The following is a 16,865-nucleotide window of genomic DNA, read 5'->3' as shown; positions in this document are numbered from 1 at the left end:
AATATAATAAGAATAATATACAATATAGTATATTCTGTCAACAGTTTATTTTGTGCCTAGATAATGATTTTTATTTACTTTAACCTATTAAAGAAAAACCAGGTGTCACTTGCTGACATCTGGTTTTTTTGAGATCTATCTTGTTTGAATTAAAATCTACGAGGACCTCTAAATGGTGGACCCGGTCTGAAAAACGGTGGTCTGAAGAACGGTGGTCCGAAAAACGGCGGTCCGAAAAATGGTGGTCCGAAAAATGGTGGTCCGAAAAACGGCGGTCCGAAAAACGGCGGAAATGGTCGGAAAAACGGCCCACCGACTGGCCCAAAGCCTCCTGGAAAACCTCCGAAGAATGTCATAAGCTTCCTCCCTTTTTTTATTCTATCTTATGTAGGAGGATGCATTTATCACATGTCTATTGCCTACTCTATTTTTCTTCTCCTAAACGTTGCACAAAATTTGCTAGTGTACGTACCATTACACCTGTGCCACCTTTTGGGCCTAAGTCATGAACAGCAATCGCATCTGACGTTCCTGCTATATCTAGGTGAATCCATGGTGTGTCACCAACGAACTCCCCAACGAAGCCTCCACCAAAGATCATATGTCCATCACGACCAGGAGAGTTATTTAAATCGGCGACGTCTGATTTACGAATTCGTTTTTTATCATTTTCTGTTAACGGCATGCGCCACACAAATTCATCAGTCTCCTGTGCAGCTTCCATAAAAGCAGCAAAGAATTCATCGTCATTAGAAAGTGCACCTGTTTTATCCATACCAAGTGCTGTAATCACTCCACCTGTTAACGTTGCAACATCGATTAGGGAAGTAGCTCCTTGTTGTTTAGCATATGTAGTAGCGTCTGCTAATACTAAACGTCCTTCTGCATCGGTATTTAAAACTTCTACCGACTTACCACTATATGTCGTAATAACATCATCCGGCTTAAATGCTGTGCCAGATACCATATTATCGGTAGAACCAATAACTGCTACTACATTTTTATTAGGACGTATTTCACCGATAATTTTCATGGCACCTAGCACTGCTGCCGCACCGCCCATATCACCCTTCATGCCTACCATTGCATCTTTTGGCTTTAAGGAATAACCACCTGTATCATACGTAACCCCTTTGCCGACAAGGCCAATTGGATCATCAAAATCTTCAGTCGCTTTATATTTTAATGTGATTAAACGAGGTTCTTCATGGGAGCCTTGATTGACACATAAAATACCACCCATACCAAGCTCCTCTAATTGTGCTTTATCTAAAATTTCCACTTCAAAATCGTACTCTACAGCAAGGGACTCTGCGTAATTGGCTAAGTCTGTTGATGTTAGTAAGTTTGGTGGTAAATTAATTAAGCTACGCGCTTCATTTACTGCATTTGCATAAATAGCGCCAACCTCAAAGCTTGCCACCACTTCATCTAAATCATTAGCAGTAGTCACAAGGTGAACAGCGTCAATACGTTTATCTACTTCATTTGATGTTGTTTTGTAATGAGGAATTGAATAATAACCAAGACTTGTTCCTTCACCAGCTAAAAATGCAACATCTGTTACTGTAATCGACTCTGTCGTAAACGATTCAAGCCAAATTGAATATTCTTTAACCTTTAACGCTCTTAGTTCCTTGCCAAGCAATCCAAATACTGCACGAACATCGCCTTCTGTTAAATTTTTACGTTCATCTAAACCAACAAATAAAATGCGTTTAAGACTTGCGTGTTCCTTCAAGAATGGCAATTTCGTCATATTTTTTAGCTCAGTAGATACATCCCCTGTACCAATCCACGCATCAAGGGATTCTCCGTAAAATGATGAAAAGCTTGCCCAATCCTGCATTTGCTCACGATGTTTAGTGACTCCCACTACTAACACTTCAGTAGAAATCATTTCAAATGTTTTTGCTTCTTTTACAATATGCATGTAAATTCCTCCATTCAATTTTCTATTATACCTAAGTTTCAGAAAACGCGTAATATTTGGCTTTTAGAAAATAATGAATGTTATAATAAAAGCAATTATAAGTGAAGGTTGTGATGATTATGAGTTTACTTCAAAATACCCCTTTACTCGTTGCCCTTTTTGCAGTTCTTTTTGCACAATTTGTAAAAATCCCTATTCATTTTTTAATGACAAAAAAGATTAACTGGGGATTATTTACTTCCACCGGGGGTATGCCGAGTTCACACTCCGCTTCCGTAACAGGACTAACAACCTCTATTGCCTATGAAACAGGATTAGATTCCCCAATTTTTGCCGTAGCCGCTATGTTTTCATTTATCGTCATGTATGATGCGAGTGGAGTACGCTATCAGGCAGGTCAACATGCAGCCGTATTAAATCAACTGCGTAAGGACTTTCAAACATTACTTCATGATTTAAAAAAATGGCCACAAATGGATGGGCAAGAAAAAATGGAAGAGCTAAAAACGTTGCTAGGCCATAAACGGAGCGAGGTATTTTTTGGGGCATTTACTGGAATTTTTATCGCCATCATCACATACCAATTTATTTTGTGAAATATAGACACATCCTCATGTTGAGGCTGTGTTTTTTATTTATCGGAACACTTTTGTGATTTATCGGAAACTTTTCAAAATTTATCGGAAACATGCATAAAAAAATCAGCAGATGTTTGGACATCCGCTGAAAGAAGTTAAAACATTCGATATCCACTTTTACGTAAATAAATCATGACAATTCCCGCAACAATTGAACCGGCAAAGCCACCCGATAAGATTGCAATATCTACAAATTGCAGCGCTTGTAACTTATCTAAAAGTGCTGGGAATGCGGAACCTGGCTTGAAAATATAATCAAAAAAGCTTACATCATCGACAATAAAGATAACAACAATTGGATACACTATCGCCATTAACCATGTCATTCGCAGAAGCATATTCAATAAAAATCCGATACCAAAGAACATGACGAAAAATAACACAATTGAAATGATTAACTGTACTAATGAAACTGGACCATCCATGTATGTATAACCTCCGTTTTCCTCTCATTAGTTTACATGATTACTACAACGCTTTCAATGAGCATATCCTTGATTTCGCTTGTTCGTCATATTTAGGACAAACATTAAGTATATTCCATTACAGACGGAAGCTTATCACCATAGCGTGTGGTTGATTTCCGTTCCGACTGGGTGCTTTCCTGGGGGCGTCCGATGAGCCGCTTCACTCGCGCTGCTCGCTCCAGGGTCTCATCTGTGACGCAAATCCCCAAGGAGTCGCCCAGTCGGAACGGAAATCAACTTATATACATAGCAAACGTTAGTCACCTCAAACTTTTGGTGATAAGCCTTTTTATTAGAGAAATTTATATAAAGGAACAAAGAATATCCCATGGAGTGAACGGATCCTGCGAAACGTATTTTGCGACAAGGCGTAAATGAAATGTAGCGACAGAAGTAATTGTTTTATGTAGTGGAATCGTCTGCCACGGGAAAGTGAGGCATGCATGTTAAAGGAACGAAGGCTAAAAACATCACGTTCTGTGATAACACCTTTGTGTAATATTTAGGAAATAAAAAACTATTGAAAACTAGTATCGACCAATTTTCAATAGTTTCTCGCTTTTCATTATGAAGCTGTTTGTGATAATAAAAACTTTGGTGACTTCCAAAGCTCTGCCCATTTTTTAAAGGCCGTTATGACGATTATTAAGCCTAAAACTAACATAATGACAGACAATACACCATTTAACACATTGTAGCCAGCAGCCGCTGTATTCCAATAAACATTTTTAATCATCCAAAAGCCTGCTGCATTTACTGTGACATATAAATATGCTAATGGGATAAAGCATGTTAAGGCGTAGATTCGCTTATCTGCAACTCTTAATACTATTGTTACACCACATACTAAACCGATTGTCGCCATTAACTGATTCGAAACGCCAAATAATACCCAAATCGAACTGATATCTCCTGAATACAATAAATAGCCCCACATCAAGCATGCAAGTGCACTTGCAAAGATTGTACCTGGAAGCCAATTTGTACGCTTCAACGGCTTGTATACATTGCCACCAAAATCTTGAATTAAATAGCGCGCTACACGTGTCCCAGCATCAATAGCCGTTAAAATAAAGACCGCTTCAAACATGATAACGAATTGATAGAAATAAGAAGACAGTTCAGCAAACCAAGGAATCCCCGTGAAAATATCAGTCATTCCAACTGCTAGCGTTACAGCTCCACCTGTACGCCCTTCTAAATCCATCCCAATACTTTCGGCTAATGCATGTAAATGAACCGGCTCCATTCCTAATGTAGCAAAGACTGCTGGGGCTGAATTAATCGCAAAATAATCTGCAGGATGAAGGGCCGTTGCTGCAATTAAAGCCATTACCCCTACTAAAGATTCTACGAGCATGGCACCAAAACCAACTACGCGAATATCTTCCCAACGATCAATCATTTTCGGAGTTGTCCCAGATCCTACAAAAGCATGGAAGCCAGATATAGCCCCACAGGCAATTGTGATGGACACGAATGGCCATACTGGACCAGCAATCACTGGGCCACCACCATGAATAAATTCTGTAATTGGTGGGAATTGAATGATTGGGTTAACGAAAAAGACCCCGATGATTAACGCAATAAATACGCCAATTTTCATGAAACTACTTAAATAATCACGCGGCGCTAATAAGAGCCAAACAGGTAAAGCTGCCGCAAAGAATGCATAGATAGGTAGAATAATAGCTAAAGTGTTACGGTCAAACGTTAAAAAATCACCAAATGCTGTCCCTTGAATCATCGGTCCAATAAACACACCGATCATCAACAAAATAAAGCCAACTGTCGATGTAACAAGTAAATTCCCAGTTTTACGATAGGCAATACCAACAAGCATCGCTATCGGAACAGTGATCCCTACCGCAAAAGTTCCCCATGGATTTCGTTCCAACGCACCAAGGACAACCATCGATAGCCCGGCCATTGTAATTGTAATAATGAAAAGCATTGCAAGGCCTGTACAGAATCCTGCAACAGGACCTAATTCCTTCTTCATTACCTCTGATAACGACTTCCCACCATGACGCATAGAAGCGAATAACACAACTGCATCATGTACAGCACCACCGATTACTGCACCAATTAACAACCAAAGGAGCCCTGGCAAATACCCAAATTGTGCAGCTAAAATAGGTCCGACTAACGGTCCAGCTGCTGCAATCGCTGCAAAATGATGCCCAAATGTTACCCATTTATTCGTCGGAACATAGTCTTTACCATCCTCCATAGCGTGTGCTGGGGTGGGCGTATCATCTTTTATCTTAAGTACCTTCTTTGTGAAAAATATGCCATACAAACGATAGCTAATCATCAGTACACAAATGGAACCTATTACAATTGTAATAGCATTCATGTTATCACTCCTTTTACGTTTTCCACATCATAGCAAATGAATTAAACGATTATTCGTAAAATTCACCAAAATGTCAGAATTTCAAGTTGAAAGGGTGTTTTCTACTGTTGAAATGCAGTTATTTTGATAGCTGAAAGATCTTGCGCACATCTTTCATATAAAGCCTGCTGACAGGTATCGAATGTCTATTATGCAAAATCAAATTGTATTTAGAGCTACTCCAAGGCTCCAGCTCTACAATATGTTCTAAATTGACGATAAATGCCCGATGGACACGCACAAAACCTTTTAAAGTGAGCTTTTTCTCCAAAACGGCTAACGACTCTGAAGCAAAATATCTCCCTTTCTCAGTGACAACAATCGTCTTACTATCTTCAGATGTACAATATAAAATTTCCTGTATTTTTATAAGTAAAATTCGATCATTCACATAAACTGTTAATTTATCAAGCTTGTCCAATTGTAAATGCTTTAATTTTTCCATCGTTTTAGTCTGTGTTGCTCTTCTTTTGGCCACTAGTTTCTCAACTGCACGTTGCACACGCTCTTGCTCAAACGGTTTCAAAATATAATCAAAAGCGTTCACTTCGAATGCCTGTAGTGCATACTCATCATAAGCAGTAGCAAAAATAATTTCAGATTTAAGTATGCTTTGTTGTAGCTGTTTTGCCAATTCGAGGCCATTATTTACGCCTAGCTGAATATCTAAAAACACACAATCGATCTGCTCAAACTGTGGATCCAGCAGTATTTCCTCCAAATCCTCCGATTCACCGATGATCTGAACTAACTTTGTTTGCTCCAATAAATATCGCAATTCATCCCTTGCTAACGGTTCATCATCTACAATATAGACATTTAACATTTCTCTACTCCCATCTTGTGGCTTTTAACGGTAGCTGGATCATAATTTTCGTGCCAACATCCAATGTACTTGAAATGTGAAAATCTGCCTCAGTTCCATAAATTTCATGAATACGCTGATAAATATTCCATAAAGCTGTCCCCGTTCCTTGCTCGGATTGCATGATCGTTTTGCCAAGCTGCTTAACCTGCTCTTTTCTCATCCCACAGCCATTATCCTCTGTTGACAGCAATAGCTTATTATTGATTCGTTGCACCTTGACGTCAATTTTGCCTTCCTTACGATTTTTAAAGGCATGATAAATGGCATTTTCAACAAGTGGCTGTAAGGTAAATGGGGGAATTTGTACGTCAAAAAGTGATTCATCCAAGTGAAATTGCACATCATAGCGATTCGGAAACCTTGTTTGTTCAATCGACAAATAAGCCTCCACATGGTCAATTTCATTTTTTAACGGAATCAGCATTTGACGAGCCCCCTGCAAATTACTCCTGAAAAATGTACTAAGCTTTATCAATAATGCTCTAGCCCCATCAGCATCCGTTCGGATCAAACTTGAAATAGTATTGAGACTATTAAAAAAGAAATGAGGATGTACCTGTGCTTGTAGCGCTTTAATTTCGGCATCCTTTAATAGCTTTCTTTGCTGCTCAATTTCAGCATATTCAAGCTGCGAAGAAAATAGTCGACTGAGGCCCTCAGCAAGTTCCTTTTTAGCCCCTGTTAACGAAGAAACATTGATAAAATATAGCTTTAAGGTACCAACCGTTTTATGCTGTACTTTTAAAGGTAAGACAATCGCAGCACTTAACGGACAATCTTCATGTGGACAACTGATTTCTTTTGCGGACGTCGCTGTAATAATGCGTCCTTCTACTAATACCCGTCTCGTTAAAGCCGTCATTATTTCTTGATGAATGACATGATGATCCTCGCCTACTCCTACATGTGCTAAGATTCCATTTGTATCAGTAATCGCGACTGCATCAACCTTAATCTCTCTTTTAATAATCTCCGCAACTGTTCGGCAGGATTCTTCACTTAACCCTTTACGAAAATGGTCTATTGTTTGTTGAGCAATAGAAAAGGCTTGGTGTGTTTGTAATGCTTTTGTGCGCTCTTCCTCATCAATAAAAGTTTTAATAATAATGAAAAATATTAAAATCCCAAAGGCATTCATAAAAATCATCGGTAGCGCAATTAATGAAACTAATTGCAAAGCTTGCTCAAATGGCTTTGCTACTAATAAAATAACAATCATTTGTAAAGTCTCTGCACAAATTCCGATGATAACAGCCTTTTTATAGGAGAAGGTTTGACGTATTTTTAATTGCTTACTTAAACCACCTGTAATGAATCCTGCTAGTATTGTTGAAACACCACAGGCAACTGCTGTAAAACCGCCAAGGGTAATACGATGAATCCCTGCAATAATCCCTACGCAAACACCTACAAGTGGCCCACCGAAAATTCCGGCAATTGCTACGCCAATTAGCCTCGTATTCGCAATGGCCTCCTCTGCATTTATAGTGCTATGTATCATTTGATTTAAAGGATGAATAGACCCACTTTCAATTTTTATCCCTGTATAGCTGCTAACTATACTTAAAGCACTAAAAATAATAATAAGCCAAACTTTTTCCTTAACCCCTTGATCCTGAAAGAGCACTCCCCGAAAGAGGCGCCATCTTGACATTAAAAAGGCAAACACAATGATTAGCCCTACTCGCTCTAACATAAACAAAAATAGCTCCATCAGAGGTCCCCTCCTCTGTCATTTTATTTTTTAAAGAACAATTTATATGAGGAATAACCAAAGACATCTCCTGGATTAATCCCTTCAATCCCCTCTAATTGGTGCTTTTCAAATTGGTTAGATGCCATTTCCTTTAACATCACTGATGTCATTTGATCCTGTGCGAGCTCTTTAGGATACATCCACTGCGCTTCTAATAATTCATTCTCCTGAATGCAAATCTTCTGCTGCTCATCTTTCATCCGACAATAAAATATCGCCATATTATCACTAATGTCACCACGAATCACACCCGTTCGAAAACCAATTAAACCTGATACGTAGCAATCAATACCCGTTTCTTCCTTTAATTCGCGAACAACAGCTTCATCTACTGTTTCACCAGCATTGACAAAACCAGCTGGCAATGACCATCTTCCCTTTAATCCGCTATATGCCTTTTTGACAACTAGCCATTGTCCTAACTCATTTACAGTTACCCCTGCAACACCTAACCAAACTTTTCCTCTATCTTTTTTCATCATCTTCACCTCTATATCACTATTATAACGGCTTTTCCGTATATAGAAGTATTAATTCAGAATTTTTCGGTTACTTCTCACTCTCAAACATAAGATATGCATGTACTCCAATTTTGTAAATATGTTACACTGATTAAAATACAGAATATTCACTCTATTAAAAGGGGGGAAGTTTTATGTTAAACGAATTATCACCTAATGGGAAGCTTTTTATTTTTGCGATAGCGTTGCTTTTACTATCACCCATCATTGTTTTCATGTTGCCGTTTACGATTTCCCAAACATTTTATTTTAGTAGAGATAATATCGTGCTGATCACTCCAATAAGCAACTTCACTATGCTTTTCCTAGCAATTACACTAATTATTTTAACGTTGATCATACTTGGTTTCAAAAGAAATAAATACACCTATTTGATTACGATTATAACAATCGTGAGCGGTCTGGTTTTAGGCTATTTTTCTCTTTTAAGTTATATCGCTATACAGAATACACAAATTGTTTTCAAAGAATATCTCCATAAAACTACATATGAATGGCAGGATATTAAGGAAGTCATTTATGAGTATGAAACAGGTACAGTAGGCACTTATTATTTCCAAACGAAAAATAACGAAAAGTTTGTCATTGAAGAAAACGGACAATTTGGTTTTGGTCCAGAGGAAAAAAGTGCTATTTACAATTTAGCAAACGAAAATAGCGCTATATTTATAGAACGTGAAAAGGTAAAGTAACGATTAAAAAAGCCACTTTCTAGTAGAACGAAAGTGGCTTAAGACAGTACCCTACCTTTTCATGTTATAAGCTGTGTTCCAAACATTTTCCATACCTAAACAGCGACTACTTACGCTTCCAGCTGCTCCATATCCCAATTAAGCTTTAATATATTTTTTAATCGGATGACCTGATCTTCTCCAATTGTATTGACCAGTTGTTTTTCTATTTCTGCTTTACAATATTGATTTTTTTCAAAGCAATCTTCACCAAATTCAGTCATACGAATAGCTTTATGTTTTTTACTATGTTCGACGCTCGTAACTGTCACCAACCCTTTAACTTCCAAACTCTTTATTATTTTATGAGTTGCTTGTCTTGAAAATTTAACATTTTTAGCTACATCTGAAATCGTAAGTTGTTTTTTATAAATTATACCTAAAATATACCATTCCGAATTTGATATATAAATATCGTTATGCTTATTCCACTTCTCTTCAGCAAGTCTTCGAAGTAGTTCGTGACGTTCGCTCAACAAATCAATGACATCTCGATTCTGCAATTCGTCCTTCAACTAGTTCACCTTCATTTCCTATTTTTCGTTATTAATATACAAAAAACAGCAGCAATCGTCAACTAAGTTGACAAAAACCTTTTAATTGCTTACAATAAATTTAGTCAACTAAGTTGACAATATAGTTTGTTGGAGGGAATATACATGTACAATGTTGGCGATGTAGTCATTTATTCATCACATGGACTTTGTTCTATTGAAGATATTTGTGAACAAACCTTTAACGACATTACAAAAACATATTACGTTTTACAACCACTAAATGAACCACAATTAGTCATTCGTACCCCTATTGACAATTCAAAAAAACAGCTTAGAAACATTATTAAAAAAGAAGAAGCACTCAATATTTTACATTCATTCACATCACCTGGCGTGGAATGGATTGAACAAAGCACCCATCGATTGAGATTTCATCTAGAAATAATTAAATCCGGTAATCGCCAAAAACAAGCAAATCTTTTAAACACATTGTTACGAAAAAAGCTCGAATATAGTGCGATTGAAAAAAAATTCCCTAACCAAGAAGAAAAATTACTGCAATCTTTACAAGATACTATCTTTTCAGAGTTTTCCATAGCTCTTAATAAATCTTCCGATGAAATTTATGATTATGTATTAACACAACTTCACTAATTGTGAATTGATTGTACATTAATAAGCCACGATTAAAGAAATCGTGGCTTATCTCATAATTTAAAAAGAAATATAAAAAGATTCTGCTCCATAGTTTAAGCAATGTAATAATTCATGTTTAAAATCTTCATTTTCTATTAATAACAATGCCTCTTTAACATCAAAAACCGACCTCTAAACTTTCACAGCTCGTTTGTAATTTACCGCCAATAGGAATTCCTAACCACCACATATTACAAACACTATTTTTTTATTTCTTGTGAAACACCGCAAAACTTGATAATTTCGATTTCAATTCCAGTTTCCTCTTTTACTTCCCTAATAACTGTGTCTTTAATTGTTTCATGATTAATGACTGCCTGTTACGGTTATTAGACACGCTCATATCGCTTCGAGGTACGGTCAATTTATCTCGTTACATATTTTCCATTTCCCTACCAACTCAAACTCTACTATGTTATGATTTCTTTATGGATTTGAGTTATGAATAGTTTAAATTCAGGAGATATTATATTTAGCTTTATCTCGATTTTTGGATTGTTATTTTACATAGTTCCAATTATTTTTATAATTTGGTTTGCTATTACTACAACTAAGCAATTAAACATGCAAACAAAATTATTAGAAGAAATCAAAGAAAATTTAAATAAATAACAAGGGCTATTATCCCCTAATTCAACAACGAGAGAATTCCCATCACACATCTAGCTAGGGGTTTGTGCGTAAAATCACATGCAAGTCCTTTTTTCGCTCTCACAACGGCTCCCTGCTTTCTCAGCATAAAAGCCTATAGCCTGTCTTTCTTAATCTTTGGATATTCCTTCCCCATTGCCATTTTACCAATTGCCTTACGTTTCTTCTTTTTCAAAACCATACAAAAAAGCCTCCTCAATTCGTTATGTTTTCGCAACATACAAATCAAAAAGGCTTGGTATCTATAACCTTAAATTGATGTATTTGGGGCTGTGTTCACTCATTTCAAGGATTGTGTACACACCATTTTCTACTGTTATTTACAATCCCTTATCAATTTTCTTGATGAAAGTCATTAATCACAAATCTCAGGCGTACCTTCACGTTTGGCCGTTTTGAAAGACGTCCCACAGCCGCATGATGCGATCGCATTTGGATTGTCGATTGTGAAGCCACCACCCATTAGTGATTGCTTATAGTCAATTTTTGTCCCCATTAAAATCGGCGCATCTTCACGGGAAACAAGAATTGTTAAACCATGCTGTACATCTTCAAAATCATCTTCTTTTTTCTCTTTATCAAAATGCATACCGTATGATAGGCCACTGCATCCGCCACCATTAACAACTACACGTAAGAACGAACCTTGCTCTTCATTGTGCTCCATCATTCCATTAATATGAAAGACAGCCGCTTCAGTAATTTCAATTATTTGCTTACTTGTCATCCCAATCACCTTCCTTCTTACTTATTATCATATCAATTTTGACTATTGTATGACAAACATTCAGCTTCAAAAGGGTTTTTAGTAAAAATTCTAATATTTTTCACATTTTTAGTATTTTTTATCCATGTTTATAAAATTCAAATTGGTATAATAGTTATAATATGTTGATGAAAGAGGTATAAAATATGGAGATTTCACCTTATTACGAAAAAAAAATTCAATGTCTTAATTGCAAAAAAGAATTTCCAACATTAAAAGTACGCTCTAAATTCATAAAAGTAGATCATACAGAAACAGACTTTCATCCTATCTATGCAGACGGTGTAAATGCACTTTATTATAATGTATTTGTTTGTGAGCATTGTGGATTTTCATTTACAGAAGACTTTTCAAAATATTTTGCCCCTGGCACGCAAGATGAAATTCGCACGCAAATTACAGAAAAATGGGTACACCATGATTTTAAAGGAGAACGTACTGTATTCCAAGCGATACAAGCTTATAAATTAGCGTTCCTTTGCGGTACGATCAAAAAAGAAAAATTTGTCGCTATAGCTGGGCTTACATTACGTCTTGCATGGTTATATCGTTCATTAAAAAACGAAGGCCAAGAGCAACGTTTTATGACAATGGCCCGAGATTACTATATGGATTCTTATTCAAATGAGGATTACAGCTCAACGCAAATGTCAGATATTCGAATTATGTATATGATTGCTGAACTATCACGACGTATCGGTGATTTAGAAAATGCTACACGCTTCTTTTCAAAGGTCATTGAAAAGCAAAGTATTGGTGGAGAAGCGAAGATCATTGATATGGCTAAGGAACAATGGGCTATTATTCGAGAAGAAAAAGAACACGCTCGCCATGTTTAAGAAAAAAAGTTCTAGCCTGAATTAATCAGCTAGAACTTTTTTTAGTCATTTTAGAATACTTGCTCCACTTCAATAATACCTGGTACTTCTTCTAATAATGCGCGTTCGATACCAGCTTTAAGTGTAATTGTTGAACTTGGGCAACTACCACAAGCACCTAATAAACGTAATTTTACAATACCGTCTTCTACATCTACTAATTCACAGTCTCCACCGTCACGTAGTAAGAATGGGCGTAATTTATCTAATACCTCTTGAACTTGGTCGTTAATTGTTGTTTCTGACATTTGTCTCGACTCCTTTCCTTATAATGATTATAATGTTAGCAACAGAAAAAATCCAATATAGAATCACGAGGAGTGGGAATGCTATGAGTCAAACGAAACCAAAGATTGAAATTTACGGAACAGCGGTAATCTGCGCGAGTTGTGTCAATGCACCATCTTCAAAGGATACATATGAGTGGCTACAAGCAGCCATCGATCGAAAATATCCAAACCAAGGATATGATATTCGCTATATTGATATTGAAGGACCAATTGAGAATGAGCGCGATCAAGATTATGCTACACGCATTCAAGAAGATGATTTTTTTTATCCACTTGTCCTTATAAATGATGAAGTAGTGGGCGAAGGCTATGTGCAACTGAAGCCTGTATTTACCGCACTTGAAAAGCTTGGTTTCGTACCTGACGAAACCGTTTAACTTATTTCAGCGGCTGTCCAAACATCCGCTGAAATAGAGGAACTCAGTCTAAGAACGCCACGTCCTGTGGCAACGACTGAGTGACCAACATCGTGTTGGCCTAATGCCTCCGGCGGATGTCACGGAATCGGAAAGGAGTTCTTAAAGGATGTTAGCCTAAAATCATCGCATCCATGCGATAACGGCTAACTGACCTGCATCACGCAGGCCTAAGCACAAAGCCGATTCCGGACGCAATTATGCCAATATTGATAGAAAAACTTAGGGATTGCTTCAAACTTTGAAGCAATCCCTTTTTATAAGACTAATTAATCATTTTGACGTTTGTAGTACCATAATAATCCTGATTTCATCAAGCGTGCGATACGTCCTGTTACTGTTGTATCTGCTAAATATACAAAGCCTTGTTTTTTACCAAGTGCTCCCATGAAACCTTTTAATTTGATATCAGGCATTTTCTCAGGTAAGTTTTCGCCTTTCCAACGCATGCGAAGTACTTTTACGATTTGTTCTGCTTGTTCCTCTGCTAACTGAGCAGTTGGAGGTAATTCTGAAGCAGCACAGTCGCCTACAACATATACATGCTCGTCATCAAGAAGATTAAAATATTGTGTTACAAGCGGACGACCTTGTTTATCTTTCTCCACTTCCAAATCGCGGACAATTTTGACAGGCTGCACACCAGCAGTCCAAACTACAGAATCGAGTGCAATTTCTTCTTCGTGATTGCAAATTTTACCTTGTTCAATTTTTGTAATATTTGAATTGGCAATGACTTCAACGTTATGTTTTACAAACCAGTCTTTTACATATTTACTTAGCTTTTCTGGGAAGTCCTTCAGAATACGAGGACCACGGTCGAATAGCTTTATTTTTAAATCTGATCGGCTTTCACGTAACTCACTTGCAAGCTCAATACCACTTAAGCCAGCTCCTACAATTCCGACTGTAGAGCCTGCTGGTAAACCACAAAGTGCTTGGAATGTTGAACGTGATTTCGCCATTGTCTGAATGCTATATGTGTACTCCTCTGCACCTGGTACACCATGATATTTATCCTCACAGCCAAGACCAATTACTAAATCATCATATTCAATACGTTGTCCATCTTCTAAAATGACTACCTTATCGGTACGATCAATTTCAACAACTTCTCCATATACAGCCGATAAACGTTCATGCTCTGGAAAGCTTACACGAATTTCTTTATCTGTTGCAGTCCCTGCTGCTAATGCGTAAAATTCTGTTTTTAAACTATGGAAAGGGGCTCTGTCTACTAACACGATTTCTGTGTCTAATGGAACGTTTGGTAATAATCGAAGCATGAGACGCATATTGCCGTAGCCGCCACCTAAAAGTACTAATTTTCCCATAATAGTCTCCTTTTATATCTCTTATATTAATTGTTCACAAAGTATCCACAAATGAGTATAACCGATTGTGAGAAGTTTCACAATATCAGAATGCAATTTTGTGAAAGATTTCACAAAATGAATGATAACTTGCTTTTTTCGAACGATTTTTGAATCACTTGGACTTCGATAAATCGTCGTTATTGTCCGAATTTTCCTTAAATATCATTTTCTTCTCTTCACTTTTGTAAAGTTAATGCGCCCTACTTTACTACTTAGTATCTGCTTTTATCTCATGATCAACTCAAATCATTGACGAATGTTTTAAAAGCGAGTAGCATTATTTTGGTGAGGTGACATGTATGAATCCAATGGTTGAATTTTGTATAAGTAATTTGGCAAATGGCTCTCAAAAAACTTATGAAATACTAGAGCGTGATCCGAACATCGACGTTTTGGAATATGGCTGCCTGAGTTACTGTACAAAATGTTCTGAATCGTTTTATGCAGTCGTCAATGGTGAATTAGTTGAGGCTGATTCTCCTGAAGAGTTGACGAAAGCCATTTATCAATTTATCGAAGAAAATCCGTTATGGTAATGAAGGCGTAATAGCTCATTCATATAATGATAAAGCGCTTACTATACTAAATTTGAACATATAAAAAGGATGTTATGCCAAAAAAATCGACATAAGCATCCTTTTTTTATTTGTGAATTATTCAATTATGCCTCGGCATAATTGCGTCCGGAGGCTTTAACTACTTTCAGCTTTTGCTGAAAGTAGTTAAATTAAGGCTTCCACCATATATGTAGGTTGCTGCGCCTTATCAAGTACAACCTTTGTTGGTGTAACACCTGTATTTACATGGATTGTATCACAGCCAAAACGAATCCCACACATAATATCTGTGTCATAATTATCGCCAATCATCACCATTTCATCTTTCGTAAAGCCATGCTCTGTCGCAATGACTTCAAGCATTGCAGGTGATGGTTTACCGATATAGATTGGCTCAACGTCTGCAACCTCACCTACTAATCGGGCAAACGACCCATTACCTGGTAGAAATCCATGTTCTGTCGGGAATTTAATATCTTGATTCGTTGCTATAAACGTCGCACCATTTTGCACAGCAACTGTCGCCTTCGCAAGTGCCATATAATCTAGATTTCGATCGATCCCCATAACAAATACCTCTGGCTCATCCTCGGTAGGTTCAATGCCTTCATTAAATAACGCTTTACGAATACCATCAGAACCTAACATGGCTACTTTTTTGCCAGGGAAATTCAGGGCTACATATTTCGCTGTAACTAATGCACTAGAGTAAATATGCTCTAATGGTGCATTCACACCTATAGCGCTTAAAGCTTCCTGCAGCTGCTCTCTTGTCTTAGAAGAATTATTTGTTACGTAAAATGGCTCGATTCCTGCTTGTTGTAACCGATGAATAAAAGTAATCGCAGAAGGAATGCCTTCCTTTCCACGGTACACTGTACCATCTAGATCAAAGCAATATGCCTTGTAGGTTCTCATTGATGATCCTCTGGTAAAAATGCTGAAACAGGGCCAAGTTCATTTGTTAAATAACTATTCACAGCAGGTGAAAATTGCTTTAACGCTGGTAAAGTCGTTGTTAACACATTTACAACTTCCTCAACATCTACATCTGTAAATTCACGAACAAGCATTTTACGTAAGCCAACTACTGCTTTTAACGGTGCTTCCATTTCAGTAGATACGACTTTTTCATCGATTAAAATATCAATTATATCCTCATAGCTTCCTGGATCACGCATAATGAAGCCGTCAATCATTAAATTTCCTACATCCATCATTGACTCCATCACATTGTGACCAATTCGCTCGATTGCTAATTTCTTAATATCATTTTCTAGCCAGCTATCTTCTGACTCTAAAATAGCTAATAGTCCATCTAAGTACTGTAAATTTTTTGTGATTTTATTACGATCTACAAAATACACAAGGAAAGCCCCCATTCAAATCTTTAAAAGTTGATAGTCATTTCTCTTCTATAGTACCA

20 protein-coding genes are annotated in these 16,865 nt (G+C 37.1%); 6 read left to right on the top strand and 14 right to left on the bottom strand.

All coding sequences use genetic code 11. The features are described from left to right. Positions 1–149: 149 nt before the first annotated feature. Together ACQKOF_RS15015 and ACQKOF_RS15010 are read right to left on the bottom strand one after the other, a co-directional pair. Positions 150–356 carry a hypothetical protein gene (locus tag ACQKOF_RS15015; RefSeq protein WP_427558487.1) on the bottom strand — a complete coding sequence of 69 codons (207 nt, stop codon included), beginning with the start codon at positions 354–356 and terminating at the stop codon, positions 150–152. Between the two features lie 68 nt (positions 357–424). Beyond that, positions 425–1,933 (bottom strand): leucyl aminopeptidase, encoded by a 1,509-nt coding sequence (locus tag ACQKOF_RS15010; protein WP_427558485.1) that lies wholly within the window; start codon positions 1,931–1,933, stop codon positions 425–427. 113 nt (positions 1,934–2,046) lie between these two features. Here ACQKOF_RS15010 and ACQKOF_RS15005 point away from each other — a divergent pair, with 113 nt between their 5' ends. Continuing rightward, positions 2,047–2,529, top strand: a complete 483-nt coding sequence (locus tag ACQKOF_RS15005) for a divergent PAP2 family protein (protein WP_427558483.1) — start codon at positions 2,047–2,049, stop codon at positions 2,527–2,529. Between the two features lie 137 nt (positions 2,530–2,666). Here ACQKOF_RS15005 and ACQKOF_RS15000 read toward each other — a convergent pair whose 3' ends face one another. The 5 genes from ACQKOF_RS15000 to ACQKOF_RS14980 all read right to left on the bottom strand — a co-directional run bounded on the left by ACQKOF_RS15000 (position 2,667) and on the right by ACQKOF_RS14980 (position 8,539). After that, positions 2,667–2,996 carry a YuiB family protein gene (locus ACQKOF_RS15000; RefSeq protein ID WP_427558480.1) on the bottom strand — a complete coding sequence of 110 codons (330 nt, stop codon included), beginning with the start codon at positions 2,994–2,996 and terminating at the stop codon, positions 2,667–2,669. Positions 2,997–3,603: 607 nt separating this feature from the next. Beyond that, positions 3,604–5,397 (bottom strand): carbon starvation protein CstA, encoded by a 1,794-nt coding sequence (cstA, locus tag ACQKOF_RS14995; RefSeq protein WP_427558477.1) that lies wholly within the window; start codon positions 5,395–5,397, stop codon positions 3,604–3,606. Positions 5,398–5,515: 118 nt separating this feature from the next. After that, entirely contained in the window at positions 5,516–6,262 is a 747-nt protein-coding gene (locus tag ACQKOF_RS14990) for a LytR/AlgR family response regulator transcription factor (RefSeq protein WP_427558474.1), read from the bottom strand. Positions 6,263–6,266: 4 nt separating this feature from the next. Then, positions 6,267–8,018 carry a LytS/YhcK type 5TM receptor domain-containing protein gene (locus ACQKOF_RS14985; protein WP_427558471.1) on the bottom strand — a complete coding sequence of 584 codons (1,752 nt, stop codon included), beginning with the start codon at positions 8,016–8,018 and terminating at the stop codon, positions 6,267–6,269. A gap of 23 nt (positions 8,019–8,041) precedes the next feature. Then, complete coding sequence (locus ACQKOF_RS14980; RefSeq protein WP_427558469.1) at positions 8,042–8,539, bottom strand: NUDIX hydrolase; 498 nt, start codon at positions 8,537–8,539, stop codon at positions 8,042–8,044. A 176-nt stretch (positions 8,540–8,715) separates the two neighbouring features. Between ACQKOF_RS14980 and ACQKOF_RS14975 the strand changes: the two genes are divergently transcribed. Beyond that, positions 8,716–9,273: a hypothetical protein gene (locus ACQKOF_RS14975; RefSeq protein WP_427558467.1), complete on the top strand. Its 558-nt coding sequence runs from the start codon at positions 8,716–8,718 to the stop codon at positions 9,271–9,273. 110 nt (positions 9,274–9,383) lie between these two features. Here ACQKOF_RS14975 and ACQKOF_RS14970 read toward each other — a convergent pair whose 3' ends face one another. Continuing rightward, positions 9,384–9,827, bottom strand: coding sequence for a MarR family winged helix-turn-helix transcriptional regulator (locus tag ACQKOF_RS14970; protein WP_427558464.1), 444 nt, complete (start codon positions 9,825–9,827; stop codon positions 9,384–9,386). A gap of 144 nt (positions 9,828–9,971) precedes the next feature. Between ACQKOF_RS14970 and ACQKOF_RS14965 the strand changes: the two genes are divergently transcribed. Next, positions 9,972–10,463 (top strand): CarD family transcriptional regulator, encoded by a 492-nt coding sequence (locus ACQKOF_RS14965; protein WP_053484201.1) that lies wholly within the window; start codon positions 9,972–9,974, stop codon positions 10,461–10,463. 242 nt (positions 10,464–10,705) lie between these two features. On the opposite strand, the gene ACQKOF_RS14960 is transcribed toward ACQKOF_RS14965, so the two are convergent. After that, positions 10,706–10,786 carry a hypothetical protein gene (locus ACQKOF_RS14960; protein ID WP_427558599.1) on the bottom strand — a complete coding sequence of 27 codons (81 nt, stop codon included), beginning with the start codon at positions 10,784–10,786 and terminating at the stop codon, positions 10,706–10,708. Positions 10,787–11,511: 725 nt separating this feature from the next. Next, the gene (locus ACQKOF_RS14955) at positions 11,512–11,883 is read right to left on the bottom strand and encodes a HesB/IscA family protein (RefSeq protein ID WP_427558461.1); all 372 of its coding nucleotides are present in this window, start codon (positions 11,881–11,883) and stop codon (positions 11,512–11,514) included. Between the two features lie 185 nt (positions 11,884–12,068). Between ACQKOF_RS14955 and ACQKOF_RS14950 the strand changes: the two genes are divergently transcribed. Next, a complete protein-coding gene (locus ACQKOF_RS14950; RefSeq protein WP_427558458.1) occupies positions 12,069–12,761 on the top strand; it encodes a DUF2225 domain-containing protein in 693 nt (230 codons plus the stop codon). A gap of 50 nt (positions 12,762–12,811) precedes the next feature. On the opposite strand, the gene ACQKOF_RS14945 is transcribed toward ACQKOF_RS14950, so the two are convergent. Further along, the gene (locus tag ACQKOF_RS14945; RefSeq protein WP_053484205.1) at positions 12,812–13,048 is read right to left on the bottom strand and encodes a NifU family protein; all 237 of its coding nucleotides are present in this window, start codon (positions 13,046–13,048) and stop codon (positions 12,812–12,814) included. Between the two features lie 83 nt (positions 13,049–13,131). Here ACQKOF_RS14945 and ACQKOF_RS14940 point away from each other — a divergent pair, with 83 nt between their 5' ends. Next, on the top strand, positions 13,132–13,467 hold the full coding sequence (locus ACQKOF_RS14940; protein ID WP_427558455.1) for a YuzD family protein: 336 nt from the start codon (positions 13,132–13,134) through the stop codon (positions 13,465–13,467). Positions 13,468–13,775: 308 nt separating this feature from the next. On the opposite strand, the gene ACQKOF_RS14935 is transcribed toward ACQKOF_RS14940, so the two are convergent. Then, positions 13,776–14,840 carry an NAD(P)/FAD-dependent oxidoreductase gene (locus ACQKOF_RS14935; RefSeq protein ID WP_427558453.1) on the bottom strand — a complete coding sequence of 355 codons (1,065 nt, stop codon included), beginning with the start codon at positions 14,838–14,840 and terminating at the stop codon, positions 13,776–13,778. A 341-nt stretch (positions 14,841–15,181) separates the two neighbouring features. Between ACQKOF_RS14935 and ACQKOF_RS14930 the strand changes: the two genes are divergently transcribed. Beyond that, complete coding sequence (locus ACQKOF_RS14930; RefSeq protein WP_053484208.1) at positions 15,182–15,418, top strand: YuzB family protein; 237 nt, start codon at positions 15,182–15,184, stop codon at positions 15,416–15,418. Positions 15,419–15,604: 186 nt separating this feature from the next. Here the strand turns inward: ACQKOF_RS14930 and ACQKOF_RS14925 are convergent, their stop codons facing one another. After that, complete coding sequence (locus ACQKOF_RS14925; RefSeq protein WP_427558450.1) at positions 15,605–16,357, bottom strand: TIGR01457 family HAD-type hydrolase; 753 nt, start codon at positions 16,355–16,357, stop codon at positions 15,605–15,607. Next, complete coding sequence (locus ACQKOF_RS14920) at positions 16,354–16,806, bottom strand: DUF86 domain-containing protein (protein ID WP_427558447.1); 453 nt, start codon at positions 16,804–16,806, stop codon at positions 16,354–16,356. The genes ACQKOF_RS14925 and ACQKOF_RS14920 overlap by 4 nt, the downstream gene beginning before the upstream one ends. Positions 16,807–16,865: the final 59 nt, after the last annotated feature.

Source organism: Lysinibacillus sp. NPDC093190, assembly GCF_050280425.1.
Taxonomy (GTDB): Bacteria; Bacillota; Bacilli; order Bacillales_A; family Planococcaceae; genus Lysinibacillus.
This window is presented reverse-complemented; position numbering and strand designations above follow the sequence as displayed.

Bases quoted from the DNA above. Each gene is read 5' to 3' on its own strand.
- ACQKOF_RS14975 (WP_427558467.1), top strand. From the start codon at position 8,716: ATGTTAAACGAATTATCACCTAATGGGAAGCTTTTTATTTTTGCGATA.
- ACQKOF_RS14935 (WP_427558453.1), bottom strand. From the start codon at position 14,840: ATGGGAAAATTAGTACTTTTAGGTGGCGGCTACGGCAATATGCGTCTC.
- ACQKOF_RS15005 (WP_427558483.1), top strand. From the start codon at position 2,047: ATGATTATGAGTTTACTTCAAAATACCCCTTTACTCGTTGCCCTTTTT.
- ACQKOF_RS14930 (WP_053484208.1), top strand. From the start codon at position 15,182: ATGAATCCAATGGTTGAATTTTGTATAAGTAATTTGGCAAATGGCTCT.
- ACQKOF_RS14925 (WP_427558450.1), bottom strand. From the start codon at position 16,357: ATGAGAACCTACAAGGCATATTGCTTTGATCTAGATGGTACAGTGTAC.
- ACQKOF_RS15010 (WP_427558485.1), bottom strand. From the start codon at position 1,933: ATGCATATTGTAAAAGAAGCAAAAACATTTGAAATGATTTCTACTGAA.
- ACQKOF_RS14965 (WP_053484201.1), top strand. From the start codon at position 9,972: ATGTACAATGTTGGCGATGTAGTCATTTATTCATCACATGGACTTTGT.
- ACQKOF_RS14945 (WP_053484205.1), bottom strand. From the start codon at position 13,048: ATGTCAGAAACAACAATTAACGACCAAGTTCAAGAGGTATTAGATAAA.
- ACQKOF_RS15015 (WP_427558487.1), bottom strand. From the start codon at position 356: ATGACATTCTTCGGAGGTTTTCCAGGAGGCTTTGGGCCAGTCGGTGGG.
- ACQKOF_RS15000 (WP_427558480.1), bottom strand. From the start codon at position 2,996: ATGGATGGTCCAGTTTCATTAGTACAGTTAATCATTTCAATTGTGTTA.
- cstA (WP_427558477.1), bottom strand. From the start codon at position 5,397: ATGAATGCTATTACAATTGTAATAGGTTCCATTTGTGTACTGATGATT.
- ACQKOF_RS14985 (WP_427558471.1), bottom strand. From the start codon at position 8,018: ATGGAGCTATTTTTGTTTATGTTAGAGCGAGTAGGGCTAATCATTGTG.
- ACQKOF_RS14940 (WP_427558455.1), top strand. From the start codon at position 13,132: ATGAGTCAAACGAAACCAAAGATTGAAATTTACGGAACAGCGGTAATC.
- ACQKOF_RS14980 (WP_427558469.1), bottom strand. From the start codon at position 8,539: ATGAAAAAAGATAGAGGAAAAGTTTGGTTAGGTGTTGCAGGGGTAACT.
- ACQKOF_RS14955 (WP_427558461.1), bottom strand. From the start codon at position 11,883: ATGACAAGTAAGCAAATAATTGAAATTACTGAAGCGGCTGTCTTTCAT.
- ACQKOF_RS14950 (WP_427558458.1), top strand. From the start codon at position 12,069: ATGGAGATTTCACCTTATTACGAAAAAAAAATTCAATGTCTTAATTGC.
- ACQKOF_RS14990 (WP_427558474.1), bottom strand. From the start codon at position 6,262: ATGTTAAATGTCTATATTGTAGATGATGAACCGTTAGCAAGGGATGAA.